Here is a 17661-nt window from a genome sequence, read left to right as displayed (position 1 = left end):
TTTGAATTTGAGATTAGACGGCAAGGCCGTGGCACCACAGGGCTGAAAATCCGTCTGCCAACCGCCGAAATCAGATTATTACTTCACTTTGGAAGGCAGTGTAGCCAAGTTCTGGCCGTCTATCGGACATAAACGGACACTACCAAAAACCAGTTTTCGAACCCGGCAGGAAATGATTGCTGCCGCAGAAGCCTTTTATGGCAAATATTTTGCAAGCAATAGGCACAGCAATCCCCATCATAGCAATGCAGAAGACCCCAACACTTCCATTGCAGAGAAAATGCGAACACAGGATTACGGCGAAATCACTAATAACACCTTCCGAGAGCCCGCAGAAAACCCGGGCTTTAAGTACAGCGTTTTTACCGCCGTTTGCTGGTTTTACAAAATTAGCTGTTCCGCCTCATACGCCGATAAAGAGATATGCCGGAAACCCGCTTTGGAAACCTGGCCGAAAGAAACCTGTTTCGAATTAATCTACGATGCTGCCTCCGGCCGCTTCAAGCCAGCCTGCGCCCAACACGATCCGCACCTGCCCGAGAGTCTGAGAAACGAACGCCGCTGCCTGAGCCTGTGCGATGCCGAAGGCAACTGCGTAATCATCCGCCGCACCGAGCGCGGCATCGAGCTATGGCAGGAAAAATACAAACAGCGCGCGCTGATTGATCCGGCTACGGGGAAGGTGTTGGGTATGGAACAGGATAATGGGACGGCTAAGTTAGAAATTTTCTCATTAACAAAGGCTACTCTGCCCTCTAACTGGAAACGAACTACTATTGGTGTGGGCGAAACAGTTAGCATAACAGCCAATCAAGCTGTTAAATGGGAGGTAAATAGTGATTTAGTAACTAAAGTCAGAGAAACATCAACTTCTTTAGTGATAACTGCTAAAGATACAGTAGGCTCGGTCACTGTGATTGCAAAAACTGAATGTGATGAGAAAAGGATAACTTTTAAAATTCTTTAGCCAATAGGTGTTGAGTACCAATTGGATACAGTTATAGTAAATGGCAAATCTATCCCAAGGATTTATCCTCCGAGAGGAGGTTATGAATTGGGAGTTGGCCTTAAGATTACTCTTCTGCCTAAAGAAGTTAATTTTGAAAATGTGTTCTTTTTTGAAATGGATAGTGCTAGTGTAGATTCTGGAGTTTTTAATGATGGTAAGGTTCATTGCCATATAGAGAGAGGATCTTTTTTACCAGGTTATAGATGTCCAAAAGTCCATGTTGTAAACGTGTATAATGGTAATAATAGTGAGCATAATATTGTTGGAGAGTTTGACCAAGCTGGTGGAGGAGAAAATGATCCAAATAAAATTAAAAATTTACCAGAAATTAGCGCTATGCATACTGATATTGAATTAGGATGGAGCTTAGTTAAAAAATTAGAAGGTATGAAAAAATTGCCACAAGTAAAACAATCTGTGATTTTATATCGTGATGGTAGGATGACAGTATCAAAAGGTACTTTTTCTAAGACTGTACGTAGAAATGATTCTTTCGAAGATCCATCTGTTATTCAATAATGGAGATAGGTATGAAATATGTATTTTTTATTATAGTTTTTATTAGTAGCAGTTTTTCCTATGGAGAGGTGTACCGAATTAGTCCTCTAGATAGGGGTTCAATCGGAATAAAGTGTGGTGCTAGGACTTATATAGGTGAGAAAGGAGGATTATTCATAAATTTTGCCCAAAATGGATTGATACTATTAAGACGAAATCAAGCCCCTAACCCTCAAACTTCTAGTCAGTTTCATAAAATAGACGAAGATCAGATTATTCCTGGCTCTTTAGCCCATGCCGAACAAATAGCCGCCGATTGTGAAACCTATCTCCGGCATCGCTATCATGTAATGGAGCAGGCTACAAAACAGAACCAAAATAGTATCAGGAAGTGGGATGTTGCCACCTATTTTGTAGAAACGATACATGAGTGGGCTCCATCTCCAAAAAGTATGCGGTTTTTTGAGGTTGGTTCAAATGTTATTGGAGGAGAAGGTGGCTATGTACTGAAATCAGTAGATTCAGTAGTTTATGAATCTTTGAAAGATAATCCAGAGATGTGCAGATATGTACATAAATTGTGGTGGGGTGATACGGAGGCAAATCCTCATTGCCAGGAAGGGTTATTTTAAACCAATTGAGGCTGCCTGAAAGGTTCAGGTAGCCTCGGAAAATAGTACGGTAGGTAATCTGATAAGCATTAACTTTTAGGTTAAACTAAAGCTAATAGGCGGAATGTCTATGAAAATATTTCCAATAGTTGTTATGTGCACAATAAGCTCTTTTATACAGGCGGAAATAAAAAAGCCAGAAGCATTGGCTATAACAGTTTTTTCCTGTACAACAGTTAATAGAAAACAATTAGCAATTTATCAAAAAGATGATAACTATATTTATAGTTTTGGCCGTCCCAATTCCCCTGAATTGGTTTTCAGCAATCCGAAACAAGATGTTTTAGAAAGGAGTTTAGATAATACGAAAACCGGTGGCTCCGGATTATGGGGTGAGAAAAATATGATAAATGGTCGCTATAGCTATAGTGTATTTTGGGCTGTGAATAAATGGGATAATGACGTGATTGTAGGAGTTGATGTTTCAATGGAAGGAAATTTAGATCCTATGCGTGGTGATCTAGGTTTTCCTTCTGCTCGAATTCTTTGTGATAAAAATAAGCCAATTTACTCTTATCCTGGATCGTGATTAGGGGATAAGTTGTAGGAAATCGTCGCGTTGTTTACACTTTTTCTACGTCAGACAGCTTTTGTTTTTGTTTGAATGATTCTTAAACAGCTATCCGTCATTATCAAGAACAAGGCGGGTTTCTCGTGTCTATCGACATTCTTGACAACGCCGGATAGCTGCTCAATCAGGTCTTCAAGCAAAATCCGAAAGTGTAAACAACGCTGTTGATTTCCACATCCAGCCTCTATTTGTGCAATGGGTTGTTTGGTTCGAGCAGAAGCAAGAAGGTTGTTACAGTATACTTTCAAGGATTTAAGATGCAACGCATATTTCTTATTGGCTGTTTGATGTTTTCGATAGCTGTTTCAACTACAGCAAATGCATGGTGGATTATTTTTGATGAAGATGGAAATCCAGGAGCCATGGGTGGTGTATTTTTCGATGATCCTAAAATAGGCATTTTATGTGCCCAGGAAACTTATCCCGGCACGGATAAACCGGTGCTGGTATGGCTTTCTGAGCAGCTGGAGCAGATTGCCCAAGAAGATGCGAGTTTCACAACCCGAAAGGGGGCGACTAGGTGGAGAGAGATGGGGGTTCGGCTGAGGACAAAAGAGGATTGCGTGCCTAGGGCAGAGCGGTATATATATATTGCGCCGTGCTTTAGCAGAAAATCGGCGGTATGCAAGTAATCCTGATTATCTGGCATTTAATATTGATGCGGTTATTGATCATGTTAGAAGATATGAGCGGCTTCCTTAGTTGGTTTTTGCTGTGAGAAAAAGGCTACCTGAATTTTTCAGGTAGCCTATTAAGAGTTCTACTGTGAATATGAAAGGATGGATATGTCGAGATTTGTTTTTTCTATACTTTGCGTGCTGATAATGCAGCAAGCATATCCAGAAGTTGTTTTGCACAATCAACATATGCCAATCTCAATTTGCGGCAGCAATGTAGATGGAGCGGAATCAGTTGCCAAACAACAGGCGGCTTTGCAACAATTTTCCAGAAGCAGTTTGTTGCTGTTGAAAAACGAGGCTCCGCCTTCGGTAACAGGCAGGCAAAAATTATTGCCCGTTATGCCTGAAGAACAGTTGAATCAGAGATACCCAAGCTGTTCTGCCTATCTGCAAGCGAGGTATCGGAATCTGGCGGATGCGGCGGCGCAAAATAAGCAGGGAGGAAACGGACGGCTGGATATTTTAACGTACTTTATGCTTTCCGTTTACCATTGGCGGGATTCGCAAACGAAGGCGATGAATCCGGCATTTAAGGCAATCATGGATGATGTGTTAAAGGATAACCGGCCTTTGAGAGATTATATTTTGCAGGAATTGGAAAGTTAGGTTGAGAAAAAGGCTACCTGAAAGCGCAGCTTCAACGGAGTTAAAACGCAGCACAGCGGAGTTTCTACGAAGCTAAATTTCAGGTAGCCTTTATTGCTGCGCTATTCCTGGACTTCAATCGCGCTGCCGTTATCCAGCTCGATGATTTCGCCGGCGAGGATTTTGGCGGTTTTGCGAGTTTCGGTTTCGCCGTTGCGGCGCACGCGGCCTTCGGCGATCCAGGTTTTGGCTTGGCCGCCGCTGTCGGCAAGGCCGGTGAGTTTGAGCAAGTCGCACAGGGGAACGTGCTGATGGCCGTTGAGGGAGAAGGTTTGCATAACAGGCTTTCGTTTCAAATATAATAAATTAAAATAGGAATACTACTACGTTGGCTCGCCTTGCCATACTGCTTGTACTATTTGCGGCTTGTCGCCTTGCTCCATTCTCATTGTTAATCCACTAAAATCGGGCGGGCTAAAGGCTACCTGAAAAATATTTTTCAGGTAGCCGTTTTCCACACATGATGTTTACAGTTTGCCTAGGATATCTTCGCTCAGGGTGAGGTCGGCGTTTTTGTTGATGCCGATTTGGCGGGAGAGGATGTTGCGGGCGATCTGCTGGGCTTCTTCGAGGGAGTGCATGCGGTAGGTGCCGCATTGGTATTCGTTCAGCTCGGGGATTTGGCTTTGGTCTTGCACGTTTAAAATATCCTGCATGGCGGCTTGCCAGGCGGCAGCTACGGCTTCTTCGCTTGGGGTGCCGATGAGGCTCATGTAGAAGCCGGTGCGGCAGCCCATGGGGGAAATGTCGATGATTTCTACGTTAGCGCCGTTAAGATGCTCGCGCATGAAGCCGGCAAACAGGTGTTCCAGCGTGTGGATGCCTTTTTCGGGCAGGATTTCTTGGTTGGGCACGCAGAAGCGCAGGTCGAACACGGTGATGTCGTCACCTTTTGGGGTGCGCATATTTTTGGCCACGCGCACGGCGGGGGCGTGCATACGGGTGTGGTCTACGGTGAAGCTGTCGAGCAGGGGCATGGTGGTTCCTTTTGTGTGTTGGAATTGCGAAGGCGGTATCATACCATTTTCGCTTGTGGCTTGAAAAAATGTATGCTTTGTGTAGAATTTCGCCTCTTTCTTAACCATACAACAAGGGGACAATCATGCAAAACATAGGTAGCACTTTGGCCATTTTGGGCATCCTGGCGATTTTTCTAGATTTCTTCAACCGTGTGCCGAAAGTATTGGCTTGGATTTACAACTGGGGCGACGGCGTGGCCTGGGGCATTAAAATTGCTTTCGTTGTAGTAGGTGGCGTGTTGTGGCTGATCGGCCGCAATCAGGAAGCGGCGCATCCTGCCTTGGCAGAGGAAGACGACGAATAAGCACGTCCCTTTCGCAACGATAAAATCTGCCGGCAAACACGATGGCTTGCCGGTGGATTTGTTTTGTTTGGATTGGGTGTTTGAACTGCGTTGAAGCTTCGCTTTCAGGTAGCCTTTTGATAAGAGGCTACCTGAAATCTCCAGAACTACATTTCCCGCCGCTTAAAGTGGCGCGGCCGAAAGCCCAGCAGCCCCAGTGTGGAAAAATACAGCACCATGCCGAAGCCGATTAGCGCAAACAACTGCCCCGTGCGCCGCAAGCCGCCCACGCGCACCCACTCCAGCGCCACATAATGCTGTACTGCCCAAAGTCCGCCGGCCATCACGGCCAGCGCAATCGCCAACTTCAGCAAAAACGCGCGCCAGCCCGCCTTGGGCTGATACATCTCTTTAATCCGCAACAATAAAAACAGGAACGCCGCATTGATACACGCGCCCAGGCTGATGGATAAGGCCAGTCCGGCATGCTGCAGCTTCCACACAAATATCAGGTTCATCAGCTGCGTGCACACCAGCGTTACAATCGCCACCTTCACCGGCGTTTTGATGTTTTTCTGTGCATAAAACCCCGGCGCCAGCACCTTAATCAGAATCAGCCCCAGCAGGCCCACCGCATAGGCAATCAGCGCCTGTTGCGTCATCTGTGCGTCGTGCACGCCGATTTTGTTATACATAAACAGCGTGGCCACCAGCGGGAAGGCCAGCACCGCCATGCCCACCGCCGCCGGCGCCGTAAGTAGCAGGCACAGACGCAAGCCCCAATCCAACAGTGCGGAAAATTCCCGCTTATCGCCCGTAGCAGCGTGTTTAGACAGCCCCGGCAGCAGAATCGTGCCCAGCGCCACGCCCAACACACCGGTGGGCAGCTCCATCAGCCGGTCGGCAAAATACATCCACGATACGCTGCCGCTTTGCAAGTACGACGCAATATTCGTGTTGATCACCAACGACACCTGCGCCACCGACGTGCCCAAAATTGCCGGTGCCATCTGTTTAATCACCCGGTTTACCGCCGGATCGCCGAAACGCAGCTTCGGCATTTTCAAAAAGCCCAGCTTAAACAGCCAAGGCAGCTGGAAACCCAGTTGCAGCACCCCGCCGCAAAACACGCCCCAACCCAAAGCCATCACCGGCTGCTCGAAATGCTTCGTCCCCAACAGCGCAAAGCCGATGAGCGACACATTCAGCAACACCGGTGTGAAGGCAGGCACGGAAAACTTGCCATAAGTGTTGAGAATGCTGCCTACTAAAGACGATAGTGAAATCAGCAGGATATACGGGAAAATAATCCGCAAAAGCTGCGAAGCCAGCACAAACTTCTCCGGCTTGCCGCCCCAGCCGCTGGCCGTGGCCCAAATCACCGCCGGCGCCGCCAGCACGCCGATGGCGGTAACGATGAGCAGCGCAAACATCAGCATCCCCGCCACATGCTGCACAAATTCCTGCGTTTCTGCCGGCGATTTCTTCTGCCGGTATTCCGCCAAAATCGGCACAAAAGCCTGCGAAAACGCCCCTTCGGCAAAAATACGGCGCAGCAAGTTGGGCAGGCGGAAGGCCACCACGAATGCGTCCATGGCAATGCCCGCACCGAAAATCCTCGCCAGCACCGCATCGCGCACAAAACCGAGCACCCGCGACAGCATGGTCATGCTGCCGATTTTCGCCAACGCGCTAAGAAGGTTCATGCTTTCCTACCTATAGATAAAACGGGCGCAAGTGTACCGCAAGCAGCTGCTTTTGTGGGAGGGAGCGAAGAAAAGGTTACCTGAAAGCATCGGCTTTAACGAAGTTAAAACTGTTTTGCGGTTTTCAGGTAGCCTCAAAATATGGGCAGCAGGATTAGCCGGGCTTGGGCAATGCGGCCGATAAAATCAGGGAGGAGATGGCACCGACTAAGGCAAATACCGGTCCGAATATGGGCAAGGCCTCGCCTGCACCGTTATCACTAGGCAGAATAGCGAAGACAAGAAGAAACAGTGAAATGCCGGCAAAGTAAACACCGCCGTCGATTAACGCCGACAGCAGCTCGCCGGCAAACAGCATTCAGCCGACCATTTCCAGCCCCCAGGTTAATGCGAAACCGGCAACCATCAGCAACAGAACCAGCGGAAAGCCCAAAAATACCTGCATGACAGTATAGCGACTGTAGAGGGATACCATACGCGTAAACTTTCATCTAACTCTGATGGTGTTTTTATCTTGATTCATCGGCAATTCTCTTAATGTGGCAAACGCACGGCTTAGTTTGGGACGAAACTTTTTTAGGTAGCCTCAACAGCAGTTTAAGCAAAACCCTGTTCTTTTAAAAAGGCATACAGCTTTTCGGCAAACAGGCGGTAGCCGGCGGCATTGGCGTGAATTTGGTCGGATTTCAAATCTCGGTCACCGAGGATTTCCGACCACGCGCCGCTCATCAGGGGAAGGCGGTATTGTTCGGCTATTTCACGGTAAAGCGGGTGGTCGCTGAGTTTGCCGAACAGTGCGCCTACGGTGAAATGGGGGATGGCCACCAGCACGGCGGGGATGTTTGCGACCTGCACGGTTTGGATAATTCTGCCGATGTTGGCGCGGGTGGTGCTTTCGGGCAGTTTGCGCAGGAAATCGTTGCCGCCGATGCTGATAATAACGAGTTTGGGCCGCCGTTGCATGAGCCCGGGCAGGCGGGCGAGGGCATCGGCTGTGGTGTCACCGGATACGCCGCCGTTAATGATTTTCCAACCGGTAAGCTCAGCCAACTGCATAGGGTAAGCGGCGGCAGGGGCGGCACCATAGCCGTAAGTGAGGGAATCTCCCAGAGCGAGTACGGCACTGTCTTTGGGAAGGGCCTGGGTGCGGTTGCGGCGCTTGCCGCAGGCGGCCAAGGCGAGGATGGCGCTGCTGATGAGGAATTGTCGTCTGTTCATGGATGTGTGGGTTTCAGGTAGCCTTTTGGCAAACCTGCTGCGGGCGGAAATGGAAAACAGCCTGAAAGCCAACTTTCAGGCTGTTGTTTACCTAGTTAGGCAATTTCGGCAGCGTATTGCTCTGCGTTCATCAGGCTGTCTAAGTCGGCAGGGTTGACAGGCTTGATGCGGAAGAACCAGCCTTCGCCGTAGGGGTCGCTGTTTACGGTTTCGGGCGCATCGGGCAAGGCTTCGTTTACGGCCACGACTTCGCCGGCAATAGGGGCGTACACGTCGGAAGCGGCTTTCACTGATTCCACTACGCCGGCTTGGTCTTCGGCGGCGAGCGATGTGCCCACTTCGGGCAATTCAACGAATACGATGTCGCCCAAAAGCTCCTGTGCGTGGTGGGTTACGCCCACGGTTACGCTACCGTCGGCTTCGGCGCGCAGCCATTCGTGGCTGGAAACGTATTTGAGTTCGGCGGGAATGTTGTTGCTCATGGTTTTTCTCCGGAGTTATGAAGGTGGGCTGATGTAAGGTCATTCACATTATACAGATTTGCCTGTATTGGGTTTGCGCTGACGCAAGGCTACCTGAAAAACAGCATCTTGCACTGAGCAAATTCTTGGTGTGTGTTGAACGGGCTTACGCTTTTGCTTAGCTTCGTTGAAACTGTGCTTTCAGGTAGCCTTATTTATCTTGTAGGGCACGGCGGATTTTCTGGTCGGTTTTATATTGGCTCAGGGCATACACCGACCAGATGGCGGCGGGAATCCAACCGATGAGCGTGAGTTGCAACAGCAGACAGATGACGCCAGAAATGGGTTTGCCGATGGTGAAAAATTGCAACCAGGGCAGAAGCAGGGCGAGGATGAGACGCATAGTGGGTTTCCTTTCTTATGTGGTGTGGTAAAGCGAATATTTTCAGGTAGCCTGCACTACTGCTTGGGTGGGTTTAACGCCCTGTGCAATGCCTGCTGCCTTTCGGACGGCCAGCCGGCGGTATATTTCTCTACCAATGCTTTAATCTGCGGATATTGCTTCATGTTCGAGCCGAGCGACCAGCGGGCGGCACCATAGGTTAGGATTTTTTCAGCATCTTGCTGAGTGGGGTTGGCCGGCTTTTCATCAAGTAGCTCAGCATTATCGGCCACATAATCGACGATGCGGTACACGTATTCAGGCTGTCCAGTAGCGTAGAAGCTTGCCCAGTGGATATCGAGAGTTACCGGCGCGAGATTCAAGCGTAAGAAGCTTTCTGCGGTCAGCGTGGGGGCGGACAATACTTCTTGGTACTCAGGAGGCAGATCAAGCTGACCAAGACACTTTCTGCTATCCGGCGTACCGGAGAGTTGGAATATCAGAATAAGTTGGTTATTCGGATGCTGCTGTCGCAATTCTTGGCACCAAGCCATGGTTTGATCCGGATGTGTTGCCAAGATTTGTGCCGCCCAAACAGATAGGTTATTGAATGGACCGGGCTTAGCTCCTGGCGTGGTCATCATTGGATCGTTCAAACCTTGATGGAGAATGGCCAGCGCGCGCTTTAAACCAGGGTCTGGAGTTTGATAATACACGGGAACGGCATCGCTCCACGATCCCTCAAGCACCACGGGCGCGGAAACGGTTTGCACTTGGGTAGGTGCTTCAGCAACAGAAGCAGCAGGAATAGAGGCGACTGTCGGAGTAGGATGGTTATCTTGCGGCGAACAGGCACTTAAACCGATAGCTGCCAACAGAAGGGGAATCAGCTGGAGTTTGTACATATTGAATTCTTTGATAAAAGGGCAAAATAGTTTTTTAGCTTTGTAGAAACTTCGCCCACACCTTATGCAGACTTCTTTTGAACTACGTCCAAGCATTGTTTTCAGGTAGCCTGCGTGCCCGACTGATGCAACAGGCTACCTGAAAACCTAAACGCGTTTAATCAAACTGTTTCTGGCCGTTGCGCACGAAAGGCAGTTTCAGCACGCGTACATCCACTTCTTTGCCGCGAATCACCACTTTGGCAGTATTTCCTTCAAAGGTTTTGGGCACGCGGGCGATGGCGATGGATTGCTTGAGGCTGGGTGAGAACACACCGCTGGTGGTTACCCCTTTGCCCTGCGGGGTGATCACTTCCATGTGCTCGCGCAGCACGCCTCCCCTGGCCAAGAGCAGGCCGACCTGTTTCACACTCACGCCTTTTTCTTTCAGGGCCACCAGTGGGGCTTTACCGACGAAATCGCGGGCTTCGTCTTTCAAATCCACCGTCCAGGCCATGCCGGCTTCAAGCGGGCTGGTATCGTCGTCCATATCGTTGCCGTAGAGGTTCATGCCGGCTTCCATACGCAGGGTGTCACGCGCGCCGAGGCCGCAAGGCTTCACGCCGGCCTGTTGTAATGCTTTAAAGAAAGGCTCGGCTTCGCTGCCGGGCAGAATCACTTCCACACCGTCTTCGCCGGTGTAGCCGGTGCGGGCTACGAACCAATCATTGCCCAAATCGGCGCTTTGGAAGGGCTTGAGGCTGTTTACGGTGTCAGCCCATTCAGGTTTCACGGTGAGCAGCTTAGCCACGGCTTTGGGGCCTTGTACGGCGAGCATGGCCAAATCGTAACGGGGTGTAAGCTTAATGCTGAATTCGGCGCCGATTTTTTGGAACTGGGCGGAGTCTTTTTCGCGGGTGGCGCCGTTGGATATGATGCGGTATTGCGTTTCGGCTTCGTTGCCGCGATAAACGATGAGGTCGTCGATTACTCCGCCTTGGTCGTTGAGCATGGCGGAGTAGAGGGCTTTGCCAACAAAGGCGAGTTTGGCCACATCGTTGGCCAGCAGTTTCCGGAAAAAAGCCTTGGCTTGCTCGCCGGATACATCGGTTACGAGCATATGGGATACGTCGAACATGCCAGCATCGGTGCGTACAGCTTCGTGCTCGGCGATTTGCGAGCCGTAATGGATGGGTAGCTCCCAGCCAGCAAAATCAACCAGCTTGGCGCCCGCATCTTGATGGGCTTGGTAGAAAGGGGTAGTTTTGATCGCAGGCATGATTTCAGAGTCTCCATTGGGCGGTAATAAAAGTAGCTTCTCTAATCTGTTTCGGGTATCTGAGATTTTCAGCGAATTTGCCGATTCTTCAGTGGGCACTGTGCGCTGCTCTCTGGATGAAGCTGTTTCAGACAGCCTAGCAGACAGGCCGACACATAAGGGACTTGGGAAGCAAGTTTACCCCCAACGGATGATTCCTCTTTAATCATCGCAAAGAAGACCTGTATCAACTCTTGCTTAAAGATGTTGCGGAATCATCCGTGGGGTATAGACCCCATTTAATAACCCCCAGTTATCTAGGATAGCTTCTTTAATGAAAGCAGGTTGCAATGTTAATTGCAGACAATCTTGATTGCCAAGCCTCCTTGTGATGTTTCGCGGTATTTGGCGTCCATATCCTTACCGGTTTCATACATGGCATCAATCACTTTGTCCAAGTCGACATATGGCGTACTGGCGCGGCGCAGAGCCATACGTGCAGCATTGATGGCTTTTACTGAACCGATGGCATTACGTTCGATGCAAGGAACCTGCACTTGGCCGCCTACTGGGTCACAAGTGAGACCAAGACTATGCTCCATGGCGATTTCTGCTGCGCTGCAAACGCGTTCGGGCGTACCGCCTAAAATTTCCGCCAACCCTGCCGCTGCCATTGAACAGGCTACGCCGACTTCGCCTTGGCAGCCTACTTCCGCTCCCGAAATAGAGGCATTCATTTTATAGAGCGATCCAATAATGCCTGCGGTGAGCAAATAGCGGTCGATGATTTCGGGGGTGAGCGGTTCGACAAATTTGTCGTAATACATCAAAACGGCAGGCACGACACCGCACGCACCGTTGGTCGGGGCAGTTACCACGCGGCCACCGGCGGCATTTTCTTCGCTTACCGCTAGAGCATACATATTTACCCAGTCTATAATCTGCATCGGGTCGTTGCTGAGGCTTTTATTAGCAGAAAGCCAGCGGTGAAGCCCTGTGGCGCGACGGACGACTTTTAGTGGGCCTGGCAACACGCCTTCAGTTGCCAAGCCATGCTTCATGCAGTCGGACATGGTTTGCCAGATGTATTGCAGGTATTCTCCAACTGCTTCTTCGCCATGCAATGCCACTTCATTTTGATACATCAGATTGGAAATGGACAAACCGTTGTCGTTGCAGTACTTGATAATGTCTTTGGCGTTTTTATAAGGGAAGGGGACTTCAATTGTTTGTTTTTCTTCAGCGCCGAAATGCGCTTCGTCAACAATAAAACCGCCGCCGATGGAATAATAAGTTTGGCGGTAGCCTTCTTTTTCGTCTTTATCAAAGGCTGTGATGGTCATGCCGTTTTCATGCAGAGGCAAAAAATCGTTATGGAACAACATGTCTTCGGCGTATTGGAAGCGTACTTCGTGTTCGTTTAATGCCACAGCCAGTTTGCCGCTTGCTTTAACGTTTTCAACAAAAATCGGAATCAAATCGATATCGACGTTATGCGGCAAATAACCAGCCAACCCCATAATGATGGCAGTATCCGTCCCATGACCCAAACCGGTCATGGATAATGAACCATATACGTCAATGCGGATATGCTCTATCTGCTTCAATTTGCCTTGAGCGCACAAATCGTCAATGAATTGTTTGCCTGCTTTCATCGGACCGACAGTGTGTGAGCTCGAAGGACCGACCCCAACTTTAAAAATATCGAATACACTAATCATGGCACTGCTCACTTATCTTTAGGATACGGCTTTATAAAGCCGGAATGGTATTTGTCTGAGAGGCCGTCTGAGAAACCTCTTGCTTCACATGACCATAAAACATTTGAACAGATGGTTTTCAGATGGCCTGAATACGGTTACAGCTTATTTAAGCAATTAGGTTATAGATAATATTGGATATTGCAATCAAGCCCATTACCACCACGAAGATATTGCTGAATTTGCCTTGGAACCGTTTCATTGCCGGTACTTTTCTGACGGCGTACATTGGCATAATGAACAGGATCATAGCAATAATGGGGCCGCCCAGCGACTCAATCAAGCCCAAGATGCTCGGATTGATGATGGCAACAACCCACAAAGTAATCAGGAAGAACAGAGCAGAGTAGAGGTTCAGTTTTTTATGATTGATGGCAGTATCCGAGCCGGCATCGCGTTTAAGCTTGATAAACAAGCCTTCCAAACCCTCGCGCGCACCCATATAGTGGCCGAAGAAAGAGCTGGCAATAGCTAGAAATGCAACAAACGGACCTAAATAGGAAATGTAAGGATTGTCGAATTTATTGGCGAGGAACGACAGAATCGAAATATTTTGTTCTTTTGCCAGGGACAGCTCAGACGGCGTTAAAGTCAATACGCAACTGAACACGAACAGCATCACGAAAACCAATAACACGGTGGCAGTGCTGCGCAGGGTGTTGCTGGCATGCTGGTCTGTTAATTCGGCATCTTGGTATTCTCGTTGTTGGGACAAAACGAAAGAAGAAATGGCCGGCGAATGGTTGAAGGAAAAAACCAACACGGGTATCGTAATCCATAAAGTGGTTAAAAACGCGCCCGCGCTCGGAATATTGGTAAGCGAAGAAGTATTCCATTCAGGAATCAGGTATACCGATAAGATAAACAGAATAAATACCAGCGGATATACCAGCCATTCGGTTACTTTCAAAACGATACGCTCACCCAACAACAGCACACCGATTAACGAAGCAATCAAAATGAATGACAACAAGGCCCGCGGAGGAGAAGCCATGCCGAGCTGGTTGACAAGAAAGGAATCTACGGTATTGGTGATGCCGTTACCGTAAATCAGCAAAATGGGGAAAATGGCAAAGAAGTAGAGCAGGGTAATTAATTTGCCGGCAGTTTTGCCGAAGTGCTCTTCTACTACTTCGGTAATATCGCTGCCGGGCTTGGCGGAAGAAAGTACAAAACGCGCCAACCCCCGATGGGCGAAATAAGTCATCGGGCCGACAATAATGGCCATGGCAAAAAGCGGCCAAAATCCGCTCATGCCTGCATTGATCGGAAGGAACAGCACACCAGCGCCCACGGCGGTGCCGAATAGGTTTAGTATCCAAACCAAGTCAAATTTATTCAATTTCGAAGAGACCGTTTGCTGGTGGCCTGAATGCTGTAATTTCATCTTAAAACCCTCCAAATAAATGTTTTTTTAAAATTTTACTGAACTCAGGAATCTGTACTATCAAAAATATCAAAAGTCTATCATTATTTAGGACCGATCCTCCCAAGTCATTAATAAAAATAACTGTTGAAATGGGCTTGCAGCATTTTACCTAGGCAATTGTGCCTTTGGTGCCATTGTTAATTTTTGTTAACAATTCTCCTGCAAACTCATCAAATTATTACCTGAAATCGGGTTTTGAGGCAAGATTTGTTTACTGAGCGTGAGGTATTTTAGTGATTTGTAGAGCTTAGGGCCTATTGCTTCATATCGAATTCAACTAAAAATGCTCAGATATTGAATAGCTAGGTAAGATATTTCTCTATAATTGGAAATTATAGCGGATTATTCCAACATATTTACAATATAATAATCGACCAGATATTTGCTGTGTATAGCCAGTAAACCAGCTACAAGTCGGAGTGGTTGCTTTCCTAGTTGACAGCTTGGACTGGCACACATACAGTCTCTGCCTCAGTAGTATGATTGGATACCGAAATCATGACCATATCTGTTTCGCTTGACAAAATCGACCTGAAAATAATTCAGGCCTTGCAACACAACGGCCGACTGAGCAACGTTGAACTGTCCGAACGTGTTGCTCTTTCCCCTTCCCCCTGCCTGCGCCGACTCAAGCAATTGGAGTCCACAGGCATTATCCAGGGTTATGCTGCCTTGGTTCATCCTTCCACCGTGGCTCTCGGCCTGCAGGTGTTTATCCGCGTATCGGTGGATAAAAGCAACCATCTGCGCGATGGCTTTGCCGATTCTGTGAGCAATTGGCCGCAGGTGCTGCGCTGTTTCGCACTCACTGGCGAAACCGACTATATGCTGCACGCTTTTTTCGCCGACATGGCAAGCTTCTCCCAATTCATCCTAGACACCCTACTGGCGCATCCGGGCGTGGTGGATGCACGTTCCAGCTTTGTACTGCAGGAAGTGAAAAATTCCACCGTGCTGCCATTGGACCATTTGCAAATGGATTAGGATAGTTGTTACCAGATATTGAGTGCTTAGTAGAGAGTAAGATTTCAGGTAGCCTTTAGTATATGGGCTGCCTGATTTTTTTGTGCGGGCAGTTTGGATTTCAGGGAGGCTCCTTTATTGTAGCTACCTGAAAAGTTAATCTTAATTGCAGATAGTTTCATATAGCCTCACGCGGCAGCAGGGCAGCACTATCCTACGCCACTATTCCATTTTTCCTACCCATAAAAAGGCACACCGCAAAAGCGGTGTGCTTAAAATTTTCAGATAGCCCGGAGGTGGAGGAGAAGCTACCTGAAAATGCTGTCTAGCGGATTAAATCGCTATCGGCGTAATCACAGCATCCTCTAGGCCACTTGCCGCCATTTCTGCTGCTGTTCGCGGTGGTAGTGCCTGAGCGTGTGTTCTTTGCGCCGCCCGCTTGAGAAGGCGGAAACGCGTTTCAGGTAGCCGATGACGCGGGTACCGTAGTCGATATCATGCGAACCACAGGTGGAACAGGCGTGCAGGGTGCGTTTGTCGATGTGGCCGCATTTGTTGCAGATGGTGATGCGCACATTCACGCAGAAGTAGTTGCAGCCAGTTTGCGCAGCAATGTCCAGCAACGAGCGGTAGCCGGATGCGGGCAGGGCTTCGTCCAGGTTCAGGTGCAGCGCAGAGCCGCCGTCGAGCCAGTCCACCAGTTCTTTGCCGTGCAGCAGGAATTTATCGAGCGCGTTGATTTCTTCGTCTTCAACAACGTAGAAATAGGAGTTGTAGCATTCGCGGTTGACTTTGTAGCCGTCAGCCTTGTCCCATTTGGCGTTTTTCACGCCAAGGTTTTCGGCGGGGACAAACTCGGTGTTGAACTTCACGCCGTAGTGCTTGCTGGCTGCTTGGTTGGCTTCGAATATGGTTTTCAGACGGCTTTGGACGAAGTTGATGTAGTCGTCGTTGTAGCCGACTTTGATGCCTTGCGATTCGGCGGCCTCCGCCATGCCGTTGATGCCGATGGTAAGGAACTGTTTGTCCAGCGTGATGAAGCCTGCATCGTAAACGGGCAACATTCCGGCGGCTTGGTATTCTTCCATCAGTTTGCGGTAGGCGTATTGGTATTTGTGGATTTTGGCCACTTCGGCGGCAAGGTCGCGCCCGTCTTGTTCCAGCCGGTTCATATTGATGGTGATGACGTTGATGGAACCGGTCGCCACGCCGCCCGCGCCGAGTGTGTAGCTGAAGGTGCGGTCTTCGATGGCGTTGCGCAGGCGGCAGCAGGAAGCCAAGGAGTCGGGATTGTCGGAAAGATAGACGAAGAAGGAATTGCCTTCCGCCAATTCTTTTGCCATTTCGTCGGCGAACACGGTGTCTTTGCATTTGCCGCCGTCGGTCAGCATCGCAGCGGTTACGACGGGGAAGGTCAAAACGGCTTTGCTGCGCTCCTGATTGAACCATTTGAGGAAGAAGTTTTGCAGCTTCGCCACGCTCGCCCACACCGGTTTGCTGAAATCGGGGAAGACGAAATCGCCGAACATCGCGTCGAAATAGTATTGGTCGTAAACGGAAATATTCCAGAACACGCTCTGATAACCACGCGCTGCGGCGGGCTGGTTGATGCTGTACACCACCTGCTGCATGTGGTTGGCGATTTCTTTGCCGTGGGTTTCCAAATAATTGTCGCCGTAGTCTTTGCGGGCAAAGTGGTCGAAATAGGTCAAAAATTCCACTGTCGCTACCGCGCCGGCAAACTGCGCACTGATGGCAAACACGAGGTTGATAAATGAACCGCAAAACGATGCCAGATGTTGCGGCGCTTTGGATTCGCCACCGAGTTTGCTTAAACCATCCAGCAGGAAGGGATACAGCGTAGCCGACACGCAATAGGGCTTCAGGCTGGTTTCGTCGTGCACATAGATTTCGTGTGCTTCTATTTGGCGCAGATATTCGTTTGCCACGGATTGGTCGAAAATTTCGGCAATTTTGCGCGACACCTGGGCGCGGTTAATCTGCACGAAAAAGTCTTTCATCAGCTCGGCTTCCATCGTGGCGATGTTCTTCTGCGTTACGTTGGCGTTGGCGTCCATTTTCGAGCCGTCCGCCGCGTTTTGCGCGCTGATGTAGTCGTGCATGAACTGCAGTTTGCCGTTTAGCCGTTCGGAATCTAGCCGGATCATGGGTTTACTCTCCTCATTGACAGTGTTAGTGGGGGCGAAAGGGGCGAATATTCAG

20 protein-coding genes are annotated in these 17661 nt (G+C 49.1%); 8 read left to right on the top strand and 12 right to left on the bottom strand.

Annotation, left to right across the window (positions count from 1 at the left end):
• The first annotated feature begins 172 nt into the window (after nucleotides 1–172).
• The 6 genes from A7P99_RS08485 (at nucleotide 173) to A7P99_RS08475 (ending at nucleotide 4035) form a co-directional block, all read left to right on the top strand.
• A complete protein-coding gene (locus A7P99_RS08485) occupies nucleotides 173–967 on the top strand; it encodes a hypothetical protein (RefSeq protein WP_067528503.1) in 795 nt (264 codons plus the stop codon).
• Nucleotides 968–988: 21 nt separating this feature from the next.
• Nucleotides 989–1528, top strand: coding sequence for a hypothetical protein (locus A7P99_RS10150; RefSeq protein WP_153705646.1), 540 nt, complete (start codon nucleotides 989–991; stop codon nucleotides 1526–1528).
• 11 nt (nucleotides 1529–1539) lie between these two features.
• A complete protein-coding gene (locus A7P99_RS10145; RefSeq protein ID WP_156496198.1) occupies nucleotides 1540–2139 on the top strand; it encodes a hypothetical protein in 600 nt (199 codons plus the stop codon).
• Between the two features lie 103 nt (nucleotides 2140–2242).
• Nucleotides 2243–2707, top strand: coding sequence for a hypothetical protein (locus tag A7P99_RS10140; RefSeq protein WP_197481766.1), 465 nt, complete (start codon nucleotides 2243–2245; stop codon nucleotides 2705–2707).
• A 299-nt stretch (nucleotides 2708–3006) separates the two neighbouring features.
• Nucleotides 3007–3381, top strand: coding sequence for a hypothetical protein (locus A7P99_RS08480; protein ID WP_067687220.1), 375 nt, complete (start codon nucleotides 3007–3009; stop codon nucleotides 3379–3381).
• Between the two features lie 153 nt (nucleotides 3382–3534).
• Nucleotides 3535–4035: a hypothetical protein gene (locus A7P99_RS08475; RefSeq protein WP_153705649.1), complete on the top strand. Its 501-nt coding sequence runs from the start codon at nucleotides 3535–3537 to the stop codon at nucleotides 4033–4035.
• 101 nt (nucleotides 4036–4136) lie between these two features.
• On the opposite strand, the gene A7P99_RS08470 is transcribed toward A7P99_RS08475, so the two are convergent.
• A complete protein-coding gene (locus tag A7P99_RS08470) occupies nucleotides 4137–4352 on the bottom strand; it encodes an RNA-binding S4 domain-containing protein (protein ID WP_067528496.1) in 216 nt (71 codons plus the stop codon).
• Between the two features lie 189 nt (nucleotides 4353–4541).
• Complete coding sequence (gene luxS / locus A7P99_RS08465; RefSeq protein WP_067528494.1) at nucleotides 4542–5051, bottom strand: S-ribosylhomocysteine lyase; 510 nt, start codon at nucleotides 5049–5051, stop codon at nucleotides 4542–4544.
• A gap of 125 nt (nucleotides 5052–5176) precedes the next feature.
• Here luxS and A7P99_RS08460 point away from each other — a divergent pair, with 125 nt between their 5' ends.
• Nucleotides 5177–5398: a hypothetical protein gene (locus A7P99_RS08460; protein ID WP_067528493.1), complete on the top strand. Its 222-nt coding sequence runs from the start codon at nucleotides 5177–5179 to the stop codon at nucleotides 5396–5398.
• A gap of 146 nt (nucleotides 5399–5544) precedes the next feature.
• Here A7P99_RS08460 and murJ read toward each other — a convergent pair whose 3' ends face one another.
• The 9 genes from murJ to A7P99_RS08415 form a co-directional block, all read right to left on the bottom strand.
• The gene (gene murJ, locus A7P99_RS08455) at nucleotides 5545–7083 is read right to left on the bottom strand and encodes a murein biosynthesis integral membrane protein MurJ (protein ID WP_067528491.1); all 1539 of its coding nucleotides are present in this window, start codon (nucleotides 7081–7083) and stop codon (nucleotides 5545–5547) included.
• A 154-nt stretch (nucleotides 7084–7237) separates the two neighbouring features.
• Nucleotides 7238–7441: a hypothetical protein gene (locus A7P99_RS08450; RefSeq protein WP_067687217.1), complete on the bottom strand. Its 204-nt coding sequence runs from the start codon at nucleotides 7439–7441 to the stop codon at nucleotides 7238–7240.
• A 239-nt stretch (nucleotides 7442–7680) separates the two neighbouring features.
• Nucleotides 7681–8301, bottom strand: a complete 621-nt coding sequence (locus A7P99_RS08445; RefSeq protein WP_067449294.1) for a GDSL-type esterase/lipase family protein — start codon at nucleotides 8299–8301, stop codon at nucleotides 7681–7683.
• A 95-nt stretch (nucleotides 8302–8396) separates the two neighbouring features.
• Nucleotides 8397–8783: a glycine cleavage system protein GcvH gene (gcvH, locus tag A7P99_RS08440; protein WP_067449292.1), complete on the bottom strand. Its 387-nt coding sequence runs from the start codon at nucleotides 8781–8783 to the stop codon at nucleotides 8397–8399.
• Between the two features lie 190 nt (nucleotides 8784–8973).
• Nucleotides 8974–9165 (bottom strand): YqaE/Pmp3 family membrane protein, encoded by a 192-nt coding sequence (locus A7P99_RS08435; RefSeq protein ID WP_067449290.1) that lies wholly within the window; start codon nucleotides 9163–9165, stop codon nucleotides 8974–8976.
• A 56-nt stretch (nucleotides 9166–9221) separates the two neighbouring features.
• Nucleotides 9222–10049, bottom strand: a complete 828-nt coding sequence (locus A7P99_RS08430) for a hypothetical protein (RefSeq protein ID WP_067528490.1) — start codon at nucleotides 10047–10049, stop codon at nucleotides 9222–9224.
• 157 nt (nucleotides 10050–10206) lie between these two features.
• Nucleotides 10207–11307 (bottom strand): glycine cleavage system aminomethyltransferase GcvT, encoded by a 1101-nt coding sequence (gcvT, locus tag A7P99_RS08425; RefSeq protein ID WP_067449286.1) that lies wholly within the window; start codon nucleotides 11305–11307, stop codon nucleotides 10207–10209.
• Between the two features lie 332 nt (nucleotides 11308–11639).
• Nucleotides 11640–13007: an L-serine ammonia-lyase gene (locus tag A7P99_RS08420; protein ID WP_067524598.1), complete on the bottom strand. Its 1368-nt coding sequence runs from the start codon at nucleotides 13005–13007 to the stop codon at nucleotides 11640–11642.
• Nucleotides 13008–13155: 148 nt separating this feature from the next.
• A complete protein-coding gene (locus A7P99_RS08415; protein WP_067528483.1) occupies nucleotides 13156–14433 on the bottom strand; it encodes an HAAAP family serine/threonine permease in 1278 nt (425 codons plus the stop codon).
• Nucleotides 14434–14973: 540 nt separating this feature from the next.
• Here A7P99_RS08415 and A7P99_RS08410 point away from each other — a divergent pair.
• Nucleotides 14974–15459 carry an Lrp/AsnC family transcriptional regulator gene (locus A7P99_RS08410; protein ID WP_067441972.1) on the top strand — a complete coding sequence of 162 codons (486 nt, stop codon included), beginning with the start codon at nucleotides 14974–14976 and terminating at the stop codon, nucleotides 15457–15459.
• A 344-nt stretch (nucleotides 15460–15803) separates the two neighbouring features.
• Here the strand turns inward: A7P99_RS08410 and nrdD are convergent, their stop codons facing one another.
• Nucleotides 15804–17657 (bottom strand): anaerobic ribonucleoside-triphosphate reductase, encoded by a 1854-nt coding sequence (gene nrdD, locus A7P99_RS08405; RefSeq protein ID WP_255361304.1) that lies wholly within the window; start codon nucleotides 17655–17657, stop codon nucleotides 15804–15806.
• Between the last annotated feature and the right edge of the window lie 4 nt (nucleotides 17658–17661).

The organism is Eikenella sp. NML120348 (assembly GCF_001648435.1).
GTDB lineage: Bacteria > Pseudomonadota > Gammaproteobacteria > Burkholderiales > Neisseriaceae > Eikenella > Eikenella exigua.
Note: the sequence above shows the minus strand (reverse complement) of the source record. Positions and strands in the feature narration are given on the sequence as shown.